Genomic DNA, 16,769 nt, shown 5'->3' on the forward strand with positions numbered 1-16,769 from the left:
CCTCAGTACCAGCTTTCGTGGTGTCGCATCCGGTGGACCTTCAGGGCGGCCCGCTCCCCGATCCTCAGCCAGGCCCTGTGCTGCAGTGGCTTCACGGGCAGGTCGAACGTCCCCACGAAGTCCGTGATCGCCGGGTTGAACCCCGTCTTGAACATGCCGATGCCGTAGTGCTCGTGGTCCTTGTTCTTCGCCTCGCTGGACGGCGGTGCTCCACAGAGGTCGTACTCCGTGACACCCCGGGCCTTGAGCCATTCGATGGCGGCCACCTCGAGGAGGGCGCTGGCACCGCGGACCGTGCGCTTGCGGGTGCTCGCGGCGTCCTTGCGGCTGGCCTTGGCGCCGAGGACCATGATGAAGTCGGCCGACACCACCTCGCCGTCGACGAACGCGAACAGGAAGGCTCCTGCCTGCGCGCGTGCGTGGCGCTGCCAGAAACCGGTGTAGTACTCCTCGCTGCGGATGGAGAAACTGCCCTCGGCCGTCTCGGCGAGGAGCCGGTAGAAGATCGTGCAGTTCTCGTCGTCGACCTCCACCACGCGGGTCTCGACGCCGGCCTTGCGGGCCGCGCGGATGTTGTAGCGGGTCTTCGAACCGAACGACGCCTCGATGGCCTCCAGGTCCCCCGAGATGTCGAGGACCACCGTCGACACGTTGGGCTGGACATCGGCGACCCGGACCAGCCCCGCGGCCTCGAGCGCCCCTGCCACGGCGGGGTCGGAGGGGAGCTCGGGGTCGACCTTGACACCGAAGACCCCCTTGCCGGCGGCGAAGGTCCTCAGCCCCGGGAGCAGTGCGACGAGCGCGGCAGCATCCCCGGTCCCGGGTCCCTTCGGTACGTACCAGTAGCGGCCGACGGGAAGGACGGTCTTCTGCAGCACGGTGAGCGCGACGCCGTCGGCCACCAGGTACACCGGTGCCCATCCGGTCGCTCGCTTCTGCTCGGCGAATTCCCGCCCCTGCATCACGTTCCCGCCGTCCGGATTCTCGCTGATGATGCTGTTCCACCGGGCGATCTCGTCGGGCGTTGCGAAGCGAATGGTCATGATGATCGAGTCTACGGCAGGGCCGGAATCCCCTCCAAAGCAGCAGCGCCAGCCCCTTGATCGTTGCCTGGGTGACCTATCGCTGGAGCGCCCGGCCCGGCTAGCATCGCGATATGGACTTCAGATACCTCGGAAACAGCGGCTTCAAGATCTCGGAAATCACCTACGGCAACTGGCTCACGCACGGCTCGCAGATCGAGAACGACGTCGCGACGCAGTGCGTGCGGGCAGCACTCGACGTCGGCATCACCACCTTCGACACGGCGGACGTGTACGCGAACACGGCGGCCGAGACCGTCCTCGGCGAAGCCCTGAAGGGTGAGCGGCGCCAGTCGCTCGAGATCTTCACGAAGGTCTGGGGGCCCACGGGCCCCAAGGGGCACAACGACGTCGGACTGTCGCGCAAGCACATCATGGAGTCGATCGACGGCTCGCTCCAGCGCCTGCAGACCGACTACGTGGACCTCTACCAGGCACATCGCTACGACCACGAGACGCCCCTCGAGGAGACGATGCAGGCGTTCGCCGACATCGTCCGGCAGGGCAAGGCCCTCTACATCGGCGTCAGCGAGTGGACGGCCCAGCAGATCCGCGACGGTTCCGCCCTCGCGAAGGAGCTCGGCTTCCAGCTGATCTCCAACCAGCCGCAGTACTCCATGCTCTGGCGGGTCATCGAGGGCGAGGTCGTCCCCACGTCGGAGGAACTGGGGCTCTCGCAGATCGTCTGGTCCCCCGTGGCCCAGGGCGTACTGACGGGCAAGTACAAGCCCGGCCAGCAGCCCGAGCAGGGCACCCGCGCCTCGGACGACAAGGGCGGCGCCGACATGATCAAGCGCTGGATGAGCGACGACGTCCTGACCGGCGTGCAGAAGCTCGCACCCATCGCCGACGGCGTGGGCCTCACGATGGCGCAGCTCGCGATCGCGTGGGTGCTGCAGAATCCGAACGTGGCCTCGGCGATCATCGGGGCGTCCCGCCCGGAGCAGGTGGAATCGAACGCCGTCGCCGCCGGGGTGAAGCTCGAGGACGACGTCCTGAAAGCGATCGACGACGCGATCGGCGGCCTCGCGGAGACCGACGTCGCCAAGACCGTCTCCCCCGAGACCCGGCCGGTCTGATGGCGGAGACGACGACGTCGCTGAACGTCGCGGTCACCGGCTCGAGCGGCAAGCTCGGCCGGAGCGTGGTGCGGGGCCTCCGCGACGCGGGCCACAGCGTCCTGGAACTGGACCAGCACGGCGAGCGCGGCCCCGGGTTCCTGCGGATCGACCTGCGGGACTACGGGCAGGTGGTCGACGCGCTCCTCGGGGTGGAGGACCGGCACTCCGGATTCGACGCCGTCGTGCACCTCGGGGCCATCCCGGCGCCGGGGCTTCAGGCGGACGCCGAGACGTTCCACAACAACATGACCGCCACGTACAACGTCTTCCAGGCGTGCCGACGGGCCGGCATCAAGCGGATCGTCTACGCGTCCAGTGAGACCGTGCTCGGGCTGCCCTTCGACACGCCTCCCCCGTATCTCCCCGTGGACGAGGAGTATCCGGCGCGGCCGGAGAGCACCTATTCGCTGGTCAAGCACCTCGAGGAGCAACTGGCCACGGAGCTGGCCCGCTGGGACCCGCACCTGAGCATCACGGCCCTCCGGTTCTCGAACGTGATGGACCCGGAGGACTATGCCGAATTCCCGTCCTTCGACGCGGACCCCACGGCCCGCAAGTGGAACCTGTGGGGGTACATCGACGGCCGCGACGGCGCCCAGGCGGTGCTGAGGGCGCTGGAGCACGCGGCGCCGGGCTTCGACCGCTTCATCATCGCTGCCGCGGACACCGTCATGGACAGGACGAGCGCCGATCTGGCGGCGGAGGTGTTCCCCGGCGTCGAGGTGCTGCGGGAGGTCGGCGGTCACGGGACGCTGCTGTCGATCGACAAGGCCCGCCGCGTTCTGGGCTTCGAACCCCGGCACAGCTGGCGCGACGGAGTCTAGCGGGACACCGCATCGGGTCCGGGCGGCGGAGCCGACTGTCGCCCGGACCGGATCATCAGTAGGCTGATGATCGAAGGATGCGCAGCACCGACGAAAGGCAGAGAAGATGACCGAGAACCTTCCCGATGAGGAACTGACCATCGTGGGCGAGGAGCCCGAGACGCCGAACGATTCGCTCGCTCCCGAGGCCTTCGACCCGGTCCTCGAGGGACAGCCGGACGACTACGAGGGTGCGGCGGAGAACAACCCCGACCGCTGGCAGGAGGACCCCCTCCTGCAGGACGAGCCCGGCACGACCGAGAGCGGCGACGACGAGAACGACTTCGATGAGAACGGCGTCTCCGCGATCGGTGAGGAGGGCTACCTCAGCGACCAGACGCTCCGCGAGGAGACGGCCGAGGCCCGGTACGAGCACGGTGAGGAGCAGTATCCGCCCGAGGAGCCCATGCTCGGCGAGGCAGCGGCGGACGTCGACTTCGGCATGATGGAGGACGACGACGTCGACGCGAGCGACGACCCCGCGAACCGGGGCGGCTCGCCCCTGAGCGCCATGGACGAGCAGGACGTCAAGTAGCGCCTCCTGATGGGCCCCGGGCTGCCACCCGGGGCTTCGTCATGTCCGGGTCCGGCCGCCCTTCCCGTCGTACGCCTGGTGCAGGGCGCCCGGAGCGGCCGGTGTGCCGTCGACCGCACAGTGTGAGGGGTGGTCGGCCTCCGGCACGGCCGGATTCCTGATGGTGACCGCCGCCAGGACGCCACCGAGCACGAGCACCACGGCACCGATGGCGCATGCTGTGCCGAACCCGGCGGAGAAGGCCTCGGGATCGTTGTAGGCGTCCCCGGTCAGGCCCGCAGCGGACGGCAGGACGGCGATCGCGAGGAGCCCCGCAGCGCGGGCCACCGCATTGTTGACACCGGAGGCCAGCCCCGCCTGGCGTTCCGGGACGGCGGACAGGGCCGTCGACGTCAGGGGCGCGACAAGCAGCGACAGCCCGAGACCGAGCACGATCACCGGTGGCAGCACGTCGGCGACGTAGGACGCCTGCGGGCCGATCCGCAGCATGAGGAGGAGCGATCCGGCGCAGATGAGCGGCCCGAGCGCCATCGGGATCCTCGGACCGATCCGCGCCCCCAAGGCTCCCGCGCGCGGGGACAGCACGAGCATGAGCGCCGTGATGGGGAGCATCGCCGTACCGGATGCGAGGGGACTGAAACCCGCCACGACCTGGAGATGGACGACGAGCAGGAAGAAGACGCCGCCGAACACCGCATAGATCAGGAACGTCACGGCGTTGGCGGCGCTGAACTGCCGGTTCCCGAAGATGGCAGGCGGAAGCATCGGATGGCTGATGCGTGCTTCGACCAGGAGGAAGGCTCCGGCCGCGGCCAGCCCGACGACGCCTGCCCCGAGGACGGCGGGCGCGCCCATGCCCTGCGCGGGCGCCTCGATCAGCGCATAGGTGGTCCCGGCGAGCGCGGTCGCTCCGAGGACCGCGCCCGCGACGTCGAGCCGCCCTTCGACGTCGGTGTCGTGCGACTCCGGGACGTGCTTCAGGGTGATCCAGGCGACGACGACGGCGACCGGGACATTGATGAGGAAGACCCACCGCCACGAGACGGCCTCCACCAGCCAGCCCCCGAGGAAGGGCCCGATGGCGGTGGCGACACCGCCCAGCCCGGACCAGGCACCGATGGCCCTCGCGCGGTCCTCCCCCGAGAACGTCGCCTGGAGGATGGCGAGGCTGCCCGGCGTCAGCAGGGCACCGCCGATCCCCTGGAGCGCCCGCGCCGCGACGAGCAGGCCGGCATCCGGAGCGAGCCCGCACAGCAGCGACGCGGCGGCGAACCAGGCGACACCGACGAGGAGGACGCGCCGCCGCCCGAATCGGTCACCCAGCGAGCCGCCGAGCAGGATGAAGGAGGCGAGCGTCAGGGTGTAGCCCGTGACGATCCACTGCAGGGCCGCGAAATCCGTACCGAGGTCCCGCCCGATGGTCGGCAGTGCCACATTGACGACGGTCGCGTCGATCCCGACGATCCCGGAACCCAGGACGGTGGCGGACAGGACCCAGCGCCCCGACGACGTACCCATCCGGATCCCGCTCATGCACCACCGCCCGTCCACGCCCCGCCGTGCCGCGGGACCACGCACAGTGTGGCACCGTCGCCGGGTCTGCGCCATCGCCCGTCCGCCGGGTGGTGACGCCGACCACAGACGGAATAGCCCCCGGGAGTCCCGGGTTACCGAACAGTAGGATCCTGAACCGGAAAGTAGGAACACATGAAACTGTTCTCCCCCCTCACGCTCGGCACGCTGGAACTCCCCAACCGCGTGGTGATGGCGCCGCTCACGCGCGTCCGTTCGGGGAACGCCGGCATCCCCGGCGACCTCGTCGTGGAGCACTACCGGCAGCGCGCGTCCCTCGGACTCATCGTCAGTGAGGGGACCTACCCCAGCCATGCCGGGCAGGGCTTCCCCGGTCAGCCCGGCCTGGTCGGGGCCGAGCAGCTCGCCGGCTGGAAGCGCGTGACGGACGCGGTGCACGCCGACGGCGGCCGCATCGTGGCACAGGTGATGCACGCGGGGCGCGTGACGCACCCCGACACGAACGGCGGCTACGAGGTCGTGGCTCCGAGCGCCATCGCCATCGAGGGGACGACCCGGACCAGCACGGGGAAGCAGCCCTACCCCGTGCCGCATGCACTCACCACCGAGGAACTCCCGGGCATCATCGGGGAATTCGTCACGGCCTCACGGAAGGCGATCGACGTCGCCGGGTTCGACGGCGTCGAACTGCACGGAGCCAACGGCTACCTGCTGCACGAGTTCCTCTCCCCCGAGTCGAACCGGCGCGAGGACGCCTACGGCGGGTCCGCCGAGAAGCGGGCACAGTTCGTGATCGAACTCGTCACCGCCGTCGCGGCGGAGGTCGGCGCGGAGAAGGTGGGCCTGCGGATCTCGCCCGCCCACAACATCCAGGACGCCCTCGAGACCGAGGCCGCCGATGTCCATGCGACCTACGGGGCACTCGTCGACGCCCTCGCGCCGCTCGGACTCGCCTACCTCAGCGTCCTGCACGCCGAGCCCACGGGTGCTCTCATCCAGGACCTCCGCTCGCGTTTCGGTGGCCCCGTCCTGATCAACAGCGGCTTCGGCGTCATCACCAACCGCGAGGAGGCCATCGCCATCCTCGAGGACGGGGTGGGGGACGCGGTCGTCGTCGGCCGTCCCGCCATCGCGAACCCCGATCTCGCTCGCCGCTGGCAGGAGAACCTGCCGGAGAACGAACCGGATCCGGCGACGTTCTACTCCACCGGCGCCGAGGGCTACACGGACTACCCGTTCTACGACGGTTCCGCCGACGCCAACTGACCACCAGCACCGCCGGAAGGCGCTCCCGTCAGGCGACGGGGGCGCCTTCTTCCGTCGCGGATCCCTGCCGTCGCCGGCGCGCCACGGACTCCGCCCTGCGCGGGTATCGGGCCACGGCCCAGCCCACCAGCAGCGCGGCCGCAAGGTGCGCATGGAGCATCAGCATGACCTCGGGCGAGTGCCCCGGTGCGCCTTCCACCCCTACCGGCGCGTTCCCGTCGTGATGCGGGCCCTGCCCGGGCGCGGGTACCCCCGAGGTGTCCACGGCGCCCGCGAGCCCGCCGAGGAGCCAGTGCAGGAGTTGCTGGGACACGCCGAGCAGCAGCAGCACCGCCCATCCGGGCAGCCGCGCCTGCGCTGCGATGGCGGCGACGAGCACGGCGAGCGCTGCAAGCCCGCAGAGGATCGCCGCGCTCGGCATGGCGCCGCCGGACACCAGGTGGGCGCCGAGGCCCAGACCCAGTGCGAGCAGGCCGGCCAGGGCCGAGCAGGCGATGGCCCTCGGTCGGTCCTGGGGTCGGAGGGCGCTGCCCTTCTCTTCGTGCACCACCCGATCGTAAGCATGCTGACGACGCCGCGTCACGTGCCGGGTACCGGGGTTATGCTCGCGGCGCCCGATCCGTAGACTGACAGTAAGGGGACTTACCTTCCCTGGAACCGAAAGGACGAGTGCATGTCAGAGAATCCCAGCGACGACGACCGCATCCACAACGAGGCCCCCGCCGAGGGCGACTCGGACGCGAACCCGGAGGACATCCGGGTGCACCCCGAGGATCCGGCCGAGGGAGCGGACTCCGAGGACCAGTACAGCTCCGGGAAGTAGCGACCAGGACCCGTTCCGGACCGCGCCAGGGAGGGCGCTACCGACCTCCGGTCAGCGCGTGCCCTCGACGACCTCGCCGAAGGGGATCTCCTTCGACGTCTCGGCTCCCCGGTCGAGAGCCTGGTTGCTGATCAGGATGCCGTGCTTGCCCTCCGCGACGGACTGCTTCATGACCATCAGCACCGTCTCGGCGAAGCCCTCGTCCTGGGCTTCGAGATAGCTGACGTAGGCGGGTGGGAAATTCTCGGGAACTGTGAGCATGCACCCACGCTACCCGCCGCCGCCCACGCGTGCCGAGCGTTTTTCAAGCCCGGGGGCAGACCAATCGGTCCTTCTCAGCAACCAGCCCCGGGTGATAGACCATAAGTGTCCTTAGTATTCCGGCGCTGACACTCGCGCCGGACGAACCACCGACATGACAGGGGATCTTCGTGACGCACGTACTCAAAGACCACGCCCATCTGTTCGAACGGCCCGGCCCATGGACCACCATCTATGTGGAGGGCAGCACCGGTACCGTGGACGGCCTGGCCAACGACGAGATCCTCCCCCGCAGCGTCGCCCAGGAGATGAAGGACGCCGGTGCTCCGGAACAGGACGTGGAGGCGGCGGTCGCCGCGCTCGGCACCACCGCGAAGGGCCTGCCCGACCCGGTGACGCGCTACCTCCTCGTGAACGACGGACAGGCCGTGGTCAACGAGTTCCTCCCCGGGAACCTGGTGGGCCTGACCGTGACCGCGACCGGCCCGATCCCCGACCTGACTCCCCTCGTCCGGCACACGCCCGAGGACTTCGCCTATATCGTGGCCGAAGTCGGGCACCACGGCGGTGAGGTGTACCTGCGGTATGCCGACGGCGATGAGGCCCACCTCATGGCGGGCGGACCGGACACGACGGTCGAGGGGGACACCGACCACACCCGCAAGCTCGGGAGCGGCGGCTGGGCGCACAGGCGCATGCAGCAGCATGCCGAGAAGGTCTGGAAGATGAACTCCCGCGAGGTCGCATCAGAGATCGACCGCATCGCTGCCAAGCACGACGCGCAGCTTATCATCGTGGCGGGTGACATCCGCGCGCGGCAGCTGGTCCATGACGAGGTGTCGCAGGAGTCCCGGGCCAAGCTGAGCATCATCGAGAGCAACACGCGCGCCGACGGCGCGGACGAGGAGACGTTCCTCGAGCAGGTCCAGCAGCTCGTGGCGCTCACGCTGGCCGACCGGCAGCACACCCTCCTGGAGCGTCTGGCCGAGAAGGAAGGCCAGGGCACGAGGACCTCCGCCATCGGTCGCGGAGCCGTCATCACCGCCCTGCAGCAGGCGCAGGTGGAATCCCTGCTCCTCGAGACCACGGCCTGGGACGGCGAGACCCTCCTGGCCCTCGATGCAGCGCCATGGGTCGCGGCGTCGGAGGCCGAGACCGCCGGTGCCGGCGTGCTCGGCCACGTGCCCGCCGTGGCCGCGCTGCTGCGCGCTGCCGCACTCACGGACGCCCAGGTCACCATGTATCCGTCCGGCGCCCTCGAGGAGAAGCCGATCGCCGCCCTCCTCCGCTGGCCCACCGGCCCCGAAGTGCCGGCAGCGGTCTAGCCGGTGGCGGAGGACACGGCGGCCGACTTCCTCGTCCGCCACCTCACCGCATGGCGTGTGGACCGGATCTTCGGCTACAGCGGTGACGGCATCAACCCCCTGCTCGGTGCACTGCGGCGGGCAGGGGGTCCGGCCTTCGTGCAGGCGCGCCATGAGGAGGCTGCCGCCTTCATGGCCGTGGCACACGCCAAGTACACGGGCGGGGTCGGGGTCGTCACCGCCACCCAGGGGCCGGGCGCGGTCCACCTCCTCAACGGACTGTACGACGCGCGGATGGACAGTGTGCCCGTCGTAGCGCTCGTCGGGCAGCAGAGCCAGACGGTGCTCGGGTCTGCGTACCAGCAGGAGATCGACCTCCTCAGCCTGTTCAAGGACGTGGCCTCCGAGTTCCGTCAGCAGGTGGCTGGCCCCGAGCAGCTGCCCATGGTCCTCGACCGCGCCTTCAAGACAGCTCTCGCGACGCGGTCGCCCGCCGTCGTCATCCTCCCGCACGACGTCCAGCAGGCTCCAGCTCCCAGGACACCCCACGAGCACGGCGTGGTGCCGTCGTCGCCCGTGTGGTCCATGGGCTGCGTGTCGCCCCGGGAGACGGACCTGCATGACGCGGCGGCCGTCCTGAACGCCGGCCGGAAGATCGCGGTGCTCGTGGGGCAGGGCGCTGCCCATGCCCAGCAGGAGGTCCTCGCCGTCACCGAGCGGCTGGGGGCGGGCATCACCACGAGCCTGCTCGGCAAGCCCTACGTCGATGAATCGCTGCCCCACGCCACCGGCACCATGGGGCACCTCGGGACCACGGCGAGCGCCCACCTCCTGGGCAGCTGCGACACCCTGCTCATCATCGGATCGAACGACCCCTGGACCGAGTACTACCCCGCGCCGGGCCAGGCCCGTGCCGTCCAGATCGACATCGACCCGAAAGCCATCGGCAACCGCTACCCCGTCGAGGTCGCACTGAACGGTGACGCGGCGGAGACCCTGACCGCCCTGCTGGTGCTGCTGCACGGCCAGCAGGACCACAGCTGGCGCCGGGAGGTCGAGGAGCAGGTGCGCCGATGGCACCGGATCGCCACGGAACGGGCCCTGGTGCCGGCCCGTCCCGTGAACCCGGAGCGCGTGGTGCACGAACTCGACGCCGTGCTGCCGGGCGACGCGCAGGTCGCGGTCGACGTCGGGAGCTGCGTCTACTGGTACGCACGGCAGCTCCGGCTGCCCCGCGGGGTGCCCGCCCACCTGTCCAGCACGCTCGGCTGCATGGGTGCCGGGGTCCCCTACGGGATCGCCGCGAAGCTCGCCCACCCCCGGCGCCCCGTCGTCGTGCTCGCCGGTGACGGCGCCATGCAGATGGCGGGTCTCGCGGAACTCGTGACCGTCGCGAAGCTCTGGCGCAGCTGGCCGGATCCCCGCTTCGTGGTGTGCGTCCTGTCCAACCGCGACCTCGCAGAGGTCAGCTGGGAGCAGCGGGAGATGGAGGGCGAACCCCGCTTCGAGGACAGCCAGGCCCTGCCCGACGTCGATTTCGCGGCGCATGCGCGCCTGCTCGGGCTCGACGGCGTGAGGGTGGCGGATCCGGAGTCCCTCGCCGACGCGTGGCGGCGGGCATTCGCTGCCGACCGGCCCTTCGTGCTCGATGTCGTCACGGACCCGGACGTACCCCTCCTCCCGCCCTTCCCTGCCGGAGAGGCCAAGCTGGACCCGATGCGGACCGCTCTGGCCGGCGAACCGGAGAGCGGGGCAGCCGCCCTGCTGCAGCGGTACGCCGAGATCGAGCAGGGACCTGAAGGGGCCTAACACCGCCCATGGGAAGCGATACGGCCAGGCCGATACGGTGGTTGCCGCCCGTCCCGGCCTTCGGTAGCGTCGAAATCCGGTGCGGGGCGCTGCCGACCCTCGTCGCCGCAGGGAACCAGAGGCCGCTGTGAGGAGAACCCCATGACCGATGTCGCCAGCCAGCCGCCCGCCGAGGGCGATGACCGCGCAGTACTGACCAACCGCCAGGGCCACCAGGTCTACGACAACCAGAATTCCCGCACGGTCGGGGCCCGGGGCCCGGCGACCCTGGAGAACTACCAGTTCCTCGAGAAGATCAGCCACTTCGACCGCGAGCGCATCCCCGAACGCGTGGTCCATGCCCGCGGGTTCGTCGCGTTCGGCGAGTTCGAGGCGACGGGGATGTGGGGCGACGAGCCCATCGCCGCGTACACGCGCGCGAAGCTGTTCTCCGAGCCCGGCAAGAAGACCGACGTCGCCATCCGCTTCTCGACCGTCATCGGCGGCAGGGACTCGTCCGAGGCGGCCCGCGATCCGCGCGGTTTCGCCGTCAAGTTCTACACCGAGGACGGCAACTGGGACCTCGTGGGCAACAACCTCGCCGTGTTCTTCATCCGCGACGCCATCAAGTTCCCCGACGTCATCCACTCGCTGAAACCGGATCCCATCACCTTCCGGCAGGACCCGGCGCGCATCTTCGACTTCATGTCGCAGACGCCCGAGTCCATGCACATGCTCGTGAATCTCTTCAGCCCACGCGGCATCCCGGCCGACTACCGCTCCATGCAGGGCTTCGGGGTGAACACCTACAAGTGGGTCAACGCGGACGGTGACACCAAGCTGGTCAAATACACCTGGCAGCCGCGGCAGGGGGTGAGGAGCCTCACCGAGGAGGACGCCGCGAACATCCAGGCGACGGACCTGGGTCATGCCTCGAGGGACCTCTACGAGGCCATCGAGCGCGGTGACCACCCGCAGTGGGACCTGTACGTGCAGCTGATGGACGACCGCGACCACCCCGAACTCGACTTCGATCCGCTCGACGACACGAAGACCTGGCCGGAACAGGACTTCGAGCCGAAGCTCGTGGGGACCATGACGCTCAACCGGAACGTCACCGACCACCACAACGAGAACGAGCAGATCTCCTTCGGCACGGGCGTGCTCGTGGACGGACTGGACTTCTCCGACGACAAGATGCTCGTGGGACGCACGTTCAGCTACAGCGACACGCAGCGCTACCGGGTGGGCCCGAACTACCTGCAGCTGCCCGTGAACTCCGCCAAGAACGCCCCCGTCCACACCAACCAGCGCGGCGGCCAGATGTCCTACGGCACCGACCTCGCTCCGGGGCAGAACCCGCACGTGAACTACGAGCCGTCGATCACCGGGGGCCTCCGGGAGGGCGAGTACCCCACGCATGACGAGCAGGGCCCGGAGATCTCCGGGCGCCTGACCCGCCAGCGCATCCCGCTCACCCAGGACTACCTGCAGGCGGGCCAGCGGTACCAGCTGCTCGAGCAGTGGGAGAAGGACGATCTCATCGCCAACTTCGTGACGCTGATCGGGCAGGCGGCCCGTGCGGTGCAGGAGCGCATGGTCTGGCACTTCTACCTGGTCGACGACGAACTCGGGGCCCGCGTCGGCGAGGGACTCGGGGTCGGCCTGGCCGACGTGAAGGACCTGCCGCCGCTCGCCAGCCAGACCCTGTCCGAGGAGGAGCTGGAGCGCCTGAAGAACCTGGGCAGCAACGGTCCGCGGGATGTCGAGGGCCTGACGATGACGCACTGCGTGCCGAACGAGCACGTCGTCGTCACCCGCTAGCCGGCCCCCGCGGCGGGGAGGCGTCGGTGCCTAGCGCCGGCGCCTCTCGGCGGCCTGCCGCCCGAGCTCGGCCACGGCTGCTGCCGCCACCACCAGGGACAGCGCGACGACGGCGAGCATCACGTACAGGAGGACGAGCGTGGTCATGGGCGACGACGCGGTGTGCAGGATCCGCAGACCGCCGAGCAGCCCCACAGCCCAGAAGACCCCGACTCCCGCGAGCGCGTAGGCCGCCCGTCTGCGCCCGCGATCGAACCCCATACCCCGGGCGCACTGCGCCAGGAGGCCCTGCCATTGATTCATACCTCAACTATGGAGGTGCGCCCGTGGCGCGACGCTCGCGGGCGAACGTCGTGTCCCTCACATTGACAGCGCCCCGGGGGGGCATGCTGTGCGGCAACCGTGCCCGCCGGCCCGGCAGGCCGCTGCCCACACCGGCATCAGCCGCCCGGAGTGCGCCGGACCCACGACAGGAGCCGCCAGCCGCCCGTGACACCGGTGAGCGTCCGGTCCGGCTCGAACAGGTTGCCCGGCGCTGCCGCCGCCGAGCCCTTCTTCACCGCGAGCGTGCGGTAGGCGCGGGCGACCACCGGCTCGTACACGGCCGGTGCCAGCGCCCGGGCGTAGACGAATGCCGACTGGATCCGGCCCACCTGCACCAGGCGGCGGGGACGGCGCGAGACGCGGACGATCGCCCGGGCCACCCGGACCGGGTCCGTGACCGGCGGTAGCGGGCGGACGGGATGACCGGTGTAGTTCGCCGCATGCTGGTGGATGGGTGTGTCGATCGTGGCCGGCAGGACGGCGCAGACGTGGATCCCGGGCGCGTCCCTCAGCTCCATCCGGAGCACCTCCAGGAAACCGAGGAGCCCGAACTTGCTGGTGACATAGGGGCCGACGAGTGGCGAGGTGATTCTCGAGTAGACCGACGCGACGGACACCAGGACCCCCCGGCCCTGGGTGCGGAAGACCCGCAGGGCTGCACGCGCCCCGTACACCTGGCCCAGGAGGTTGACGTCGATGATCCGGTCGAAGACCTCCGATGGCGTCTGCTCGAAGGTGCCGAAGCTGTACAGCGAGGCGTTGCCCACCCAGACGTCGATACCGCCGAACGTGCGGACGGCGGCGTCGGCGAGGCGGTCGACGTCGTCCTCGGTGCCGACGTCCGTGGGCACGACGATCACCGCGGCCCCCCTGCCGCGGCACTCGGCGGCCACCGTTTCCAGCGTCCGCGCGTCGCGCCCGGCGAGGACGAGCCGGGCTCCGTCCGCCGCGAACAGTCGCGCCGTCGCCCGGCCGATACCGCTCGACGCACCCGTGATGACCACGGTCACCGTGTCAGTCACCGTGGCAGTCATCGTGCCTGTCCCGACCGGCCGATCATCACCGGCCCTGTCGCGGATCGCCGTCCTTCGGGATGTCGGGATCGATCGAGTCGGCCTCCTGATGGTGGTGCGTCACCTTCTCACGAAGCCCCTGCGCATCCGTCTGCCTCTCCTGGGCCTGTCGGCGAAGCCGCTCGGCCTCGATCTCGGCACGCTGCGCCTCGGCTTCGGCCATCGTCGCCTTCGCCTCACGCTCGCGTGCCTCGAGTTCCGTGTTCTTCGCCTGCTCGCGCATCTCGGCGGCCCGGTGGCGGTCCTCTTCCTGCCGGCGCTCCCGCTGGGCGGTGCCGCGCTTGCGGAGCAGCAGTGCCACCAGGGCGATGACGGCCAGGAGGACGACGACCCCGACGACGATCCACACCACTTGACTCGTATCCATGACCGGCTCCTTCACTCGTTGGTGGCGCCCATGCGCCGGGGTGTCTAACCGCCGAAGCCGCCGAGGCCGGGGATCTTGCCCAGCAGATCCTTCGGGGTGATGCCGAGCCGCGCGAGGAGGTCCGCGTGCTGCTCCGGATCCACCCGGTCCGGGAGTTCGGACCCTGCCTGGTCGGCGTGGTCGTCCTTGCCCTGGCTCTTCAACAGTTCGATGATCTGCGACTTGTCGATCTGCATTGCTGCCTCCTCGCGGGTCCCGCATCATTAGTAAGCGTGCTTACGAAAGCATGGCACAGGGCCCTTCACTTGTCACTGGTACGGGGTGACGACCGACAATGGCTGCATGCCCCTCACCCTGACGCTGCTGGCCGACACGCACCTGCCCAAGCGCGCGAAGGAGCTCCCCGCGGAGGTGTGGGCCGCCGTGGAGTCCTCCGACGTCGTCGTGCACGCCGGGGACTGGACCGAGGAAGCCCTGCTGGACGAACTGGAGTCCCGCGCCGACCACCTGATCGCCTGCTACGGCAACAACGACGGCGACGGCCTCCGGGCGCGGCTGCCCCTGGTCGCGAGGGCGGAGCTCGACGGCGTACGCCTCGCCGTCGTGCACGAGACGGGCCAGAAGCAGGGGCGCGAAGCACGCATGGCTGCGCTCTACCCCGACGTCGACGTCCTGGTGTTCGGCCACAGCCACATCCCGTGGGACACCTCCGCCGACTCCGGGCTGAGGCTGCTCAATCCGGGCTCCCCCACCGACCGGCGCCGCCAGCCGTTCTGCACCTACATGACCGCCGTCATCGACCCACGAGGGGTCGAGGCCGAACTGCACCGGCTGCCGGCGCGCTAGCCCCGGACACGATCCCTGTCCAGAAGGAGCATCCGATGAAGAGCCTTCCCCAAAGACCTGTTCGGTCGGTCAACGATCCGCCTAGGGTTTCAGGGTGAGCACAGCGAGGACGGCAGGAACCGGGACCATTCCGACACGGCGCTCGAGCATCAAGTGGATACTGATGCTCGGCGCCCTCGCCGCGCTGCCGGCGATCACCACCGACATGTACCTCCCGTCCCTGCCCGTCGTGGCGGAGGACCTCGGGACGACGCAGGCCGCAGCGCAGTTCACGATGTCCGGCATGCTGATCGGGGCCGGCGTGGGCCAGCTCGTCATCGGACCGTTCTCCGACCGGTTCGGACGGCGCCTGCCGCTCCTCATCGGCATCTCACTGCACGTCGTGACGTCCGTCCTGTGCTCCATCACACCCGACATCGAGACGCTGATCGGGCTGCGCGTCTGCCAGGGCTTCTTCAATGCCGCCGCGTCGGTCGTGGCCATCGCCGTCATCCGCGACCGCTTCGTGGGCTCGGACGCGGCCAGGCTGCTGTCCCGGCTGATGCTCGTCATCGGAGTGGCGCCGCTCTTCGCGCCGACCGTCGGGCAGGCCATCTCCGGTGCGTGGCAGTGGAGGGCCGTGTTCTACGCGCTCGCGCTGATCGGGCTCTTCCTCGTCCTGATCGTCTGGAGGTTCATGCCGGAGTCGCTGCCGCGGGACCAGCGGCGCCCGGGCAACCCGCGACAGGTCGCCGGGGGTTACGCGGCCCTGCTCCGCGACCGGCACTTCATGGCCCTCGCGGTGATTCCCGGCCTCGGGCTCGCCGTGATCATGAGCTACGTCGTCGGCTCCCCCTTCGTCTTCCAGGACGAGTACGGCCTCGACCAGGGACAGTTCGCCGCGGTGTTCGCGCTCAACGGCGCGGCGATCGTCGGTTCGGCCCAGCTCAATGCGGCCCTCGTGCGCCGCGCCGCACCGATCCGGGTCCTCAGGATCGCCGTGATCGTGCAGATGGTCTGCGCCCTCGTCCTCCTGGCCATCGCGCTCACCGGCTTCGGCGGAATCGTCGGACTCGTCGCCGGCCTGTGGCTCGTCCTGGGGACGCAGGGCATGATCCCCGCGAACGCCTCGGTCCTCGCACTGCACAACTACGGGCACATGGCCGGCACCGCCGCCGCCGTCATCGGCTCACTCCAGTCCGGGGTGGCGGGACTCGTCAGCCCGTTCGTCGGTCTCCTCGGCGGCGACTCGGTGGCCATGGTGTGCGTGATGCTCGTCGCCGTGTCACTCACCCTGATGGTCCTTGCCGTCGGGACGCCGGCCTACCGCACGGGCGGCTGGCGCGAGCGCGACGGCATGGAACCGGGACCGACCACCTCGGCCGCCGGCACCGAGGAGCGCGAGGCGGAACAGGTGGAGGCCCAGGGCCCCGACCAGCGCGGCTGACACCGACACGTCCACGGGGCGTTCGGACCCCGACGCGGGAGCAGTACCTGACACACCGCCCGCACTCTGGGACAATGGAGCACCTGTGTTCGCGGCCGCCCATGACGAGAGGAGTGCCATGACAGTCCTGCAGATCGCCCTCCTCCTCGGCGCCGGGATCGTCGTCTGGTTGCTCGCGGTGGTCCTCATCGTCGTGTGGGTGATGGGGATGAGCCGGAACGCCGCGGTCGACGACGAGAAGTTCCGGCGTGATCTGGCCCGGGAGAGGCGCAGGGCCGAGCGCAGGGCCGCGGCGAAGGCGGACAAGACCTCCGCCTGATCGTCTCCGGTCCT

General features: G+C 69.9%; 19 protein-coding genes. 11 read left to right on the top strand and 8 right to left on the bottom strand.

Annotated elements, in window-relative coordinates; translation table 11 throughout:
* Positions 1-2: 2 nt before the first annotated feature.
* On the bottom strand, positions 3-1,043 hold the full coding sequence (locus ACX80L_RS16900; RefSeq protein WP_459291200.1) for a lipid II:glycine glycyltransferase FemX: 1,041 nt from the start codon (positions 1,041-1,043) through the stop codon (positions 3-5).
* A gap of 113 nt (positions 1,044-1,156) precedes the next feature.
* Here ACX80L_RS16900 and ACX80L_RS16905 point away from each other — a divergent pair, with 113 nt between their 5' ends.
* The 3 genes from ACX80L_RS16905 to ACX80L_RS16915 all read left to right on the top strand — a co-directional run bounded on the left by ACX80L_RS16905 (position 1,157) and on the right by ACX80L_RS16915 (position 3,601).
* On the top strand, positions 1,157-2,161 hold the full coding sequence (locus ACX80L_RS16905; RefSeq protein WP_133083149.1) for an aldo/keto reductase: 1,005 nt from the start codon (positions 1,157-1,159) through the stop codon (positions 2,159-2,161).
* A gap of 20 nt (positions 2,162-2,181) precedes the next feature.
* Positions 2,182-3,027, top strand: coding sequence for an NAD-dependent epimerase/dehydratase family protein (locus tag ACX80L_RS16910; protein WP_208741843.1), 846 nt, complete (start codon positions 2,182-2,184; stop codon positions 3,025-3,027).
* 106 nt (positions 3,028-3,133) lie between these two features.
* Positions 3,134-3,601, top strand: a complete 468-nt coding sequence (locus ACX80L_RS16915; RefSeq protein WP_133083148.1) for a hypothetical protein — start codon at positions 3,134-3,136, stop codon at positions 3,599-3,601.
* 39 nt (positions 3,602-3,640) lie between these two features.
* On the opposite strand, the gene ACX80L_RS16920 is transcribed toward ACX80L_RS16915, so the two are convergent.
* On the bottom strand, positions 3,641-5,134 hold the full coding sequence (locus tag ACX80L_RS16920) for an MFS transporter (RefSeq protein WP_459291202.1): 1,494 nt from the start codon (positions 5,132-5,134) through the stop codon (positions 3,641-3,643).
* A gap of 174 nt (positions 5,135-5,308) precedes the next feature.
* On the opposite strand from ACX80L_RS16920, the gene ACX80L_RS16925 reads away from it, so the two are divergent.
* Entirely contained in the window at positions 5,309-6,400 is a 1,092-nt protein-coding gene (locus ACX80L_RS16925; protein ID WP_459267350.1) for an alkene reductase, read from the top strand.
* A gap of 28 nt (positions 6,401-6,428) precedes the next feature.
* Here ACX80L_RS16925 and ACX80L_RS16930 read toward each other — a convergent pair whose 3' ends face one another.
* Complete coding sequence (locus tag ACX80L_RS16930) at positions 6,429-6,947, bottom strand: hypothetical protein (protein WP_459291204.1); 519 nt, start codon at positions 6,945-6,947, stop codon at positions 6,429-6,431.
* A 126-nt stretch (positions 6,948-7,073) separates the two neighbouring features.
* Between ACX80L_RS16930 and ACX80L_RS16935 the strand changes: the two genes are divergently transcribed.
* Complete coding sequence (locus tag ACX80L_RS16935) at positions 7,074-7,223, top strand: hypothetical protein (RefSeq protein ID WP_459291206.1); 150 nt, start codon at positions 7,074-7,076, stop codon at positions 7,221-7,223.
* 51 nt (positions 7,224-7,274) lie between these two features.
* On the opposite strand, the gene ACX80L_RS16940 is transcribed toward ACX80L_RS16935, so the two are convergent.
* Positions 7,275-7,484, bottom strand: a complete 210-nt coding sequence (locus ACX80L_RS16940) for a hypothetical protein (protein ID WP_133083144.1) — start codon at positions 7,482-7,484, stop codon at positions 7,275-7,277.
* 170 nt (positions 7,485-7,654) lie between these two features.
* Between ACX80L_RS16940 and ACX80L_RS16945 the strand changes: the two genes are divergently transcribed.
* From ACX80L_RS16945 to ACX80L_RS16955, 3 genes are all read left to right on the top strand, one after another.
* Positions 7,655-8,809, top strand: a complete 1,155-nt coding sequence (locus tag ACX80L_RS16945) for a baeRF2 domain-containing protein (protein WP_459291207.1) — start codon at positions 7,655-7,657, stop codon at positions 8,807-8,809.
* Positions 8,810-8,812: 3 nt separating this feature from the next.
* Positions 8,813-10,597, top strand: a complete 1,785-nt coding sequence (locus tag ACX80L_RS16950; RefSeq protein WP_459291209.1) for a thiamine pyrophosphate-requiring protein — start codon at positions 8,813-8,815, stop codon at positions 10,595-10,597.
* A 141-nt stretch (positions 10,598-10,738) separates the two neighbouring features.
* Complete coding sequence (locus tag ACX80L_RS16955; protein WP_459291211.1) at positions 10,739-12,400, top strand: catalase; 1,662 nt, start codon at positions 10,739-10,741, stop codon at positions 12,398-12,400.
* A gap of 30 nt (positions 12,401-12,430) precedes the next feature.
* Here ACX80L_RS16955 and ACX80L_RS16960 read toward each other — a convergent pair whose 3' ends face one another.
* The 4 genes from ACX80L_RS16960 to ACX80L_RS16975 all read right to left on the bottom strand — a co-directional run bounded on the left by ACX80L_RS16960 (position 12,431) and on the right by ACX80L_RS16975 (position 14,400).
* Entirely contained in the window at positions 12,431-12,703 is a 273-nt protein-coding gene (locus ACX80L_RS16960; protein WP_133083140.1) for a hypothetical protein, read from the bottom strand.
* A 137-nt stretch (positions 12,704-12,840) separates the two neighbouring features.
* A complete protein-coding gene (locus ACX80L_RS16965) occupies positions 12,841-13,746 on the bottom strand; it encodes an SDR family oxidoreductase (protein WP_459291213.1) in 906 nt (301 codons plus the stop codon).
* A gap of 37 nt (positions 13,747-13,783) precedes the next feature.
* Positions 13,784-14,164, bottom strand: a complete 381-nt coding sequence (locus ACX80L_RS16970; protein WP_133083138.1) for an SPFH domain-containing protein — start codon at positions 14,162-14,164, stop codon at positions 13,784-13,786.
* A 44-nt stretch (positions 14,165-14,208) separates the two neighbouring features.
* Positions 14,209-14,400: a hypothetical protein gene (locus ACX80L_RS16975; RefSeq protein ID WP_459291215.1), complete on the bottom strand. Its 192-nt coding sequence runs from the start codon at positions 14,398-14,400 to the stop codon at positions 14,209-14,211.
* Between the two features lie 106 nt (positions 14,401-14,506).
* On the opposite strand from ACX80L_RS16975, the gene ACX80L_RS16980 reads away from it, so the two are divergent.
* From ACX80L_RS16980 to ACX80L_RS16990, 3 genes are all read left to right on the top strand, one after another.
* Positions 14,507-15,010: a YfcE family phosphodiesterase gene (locus ACX80L_RS16980; RefSeq protein ID WP_133083136.1), complete on the top strand. Its 504-nt coding sequence runs from the start codon at positions 14,507-14,509 to the stop codon at positions 15,008-15,010.
* Between the two features lie 94 nt (positions 15,011-15,104).
* Positions 15,105-16,436: a multidrug effflux MFS transporter gene (locus tag ACX80L_RS16985; protein WP_459291217.1), complete on the top strand. Its 1,332-nt coding sequence runs from the start codon at positions 15,105-15,107 to the stop codon at positions 16,434-16,436.
* A 118-nt stretch (positions 16,437-16,554) separates the two neighbouring features.
* Entirely contained in the window at positions 16,555-16,755 is a 201-nt protein-coding gene (locus ACX80L_RS16990; protein ID WP_133083135.1) for a hypothetical protein, read from the top strand.
* Positions 16,756-16,769: the final 14 nt, after the last annotated feature.

The organism is Arthrobacter sp. MDT1-48-3 (assembly GCF_054511015.1).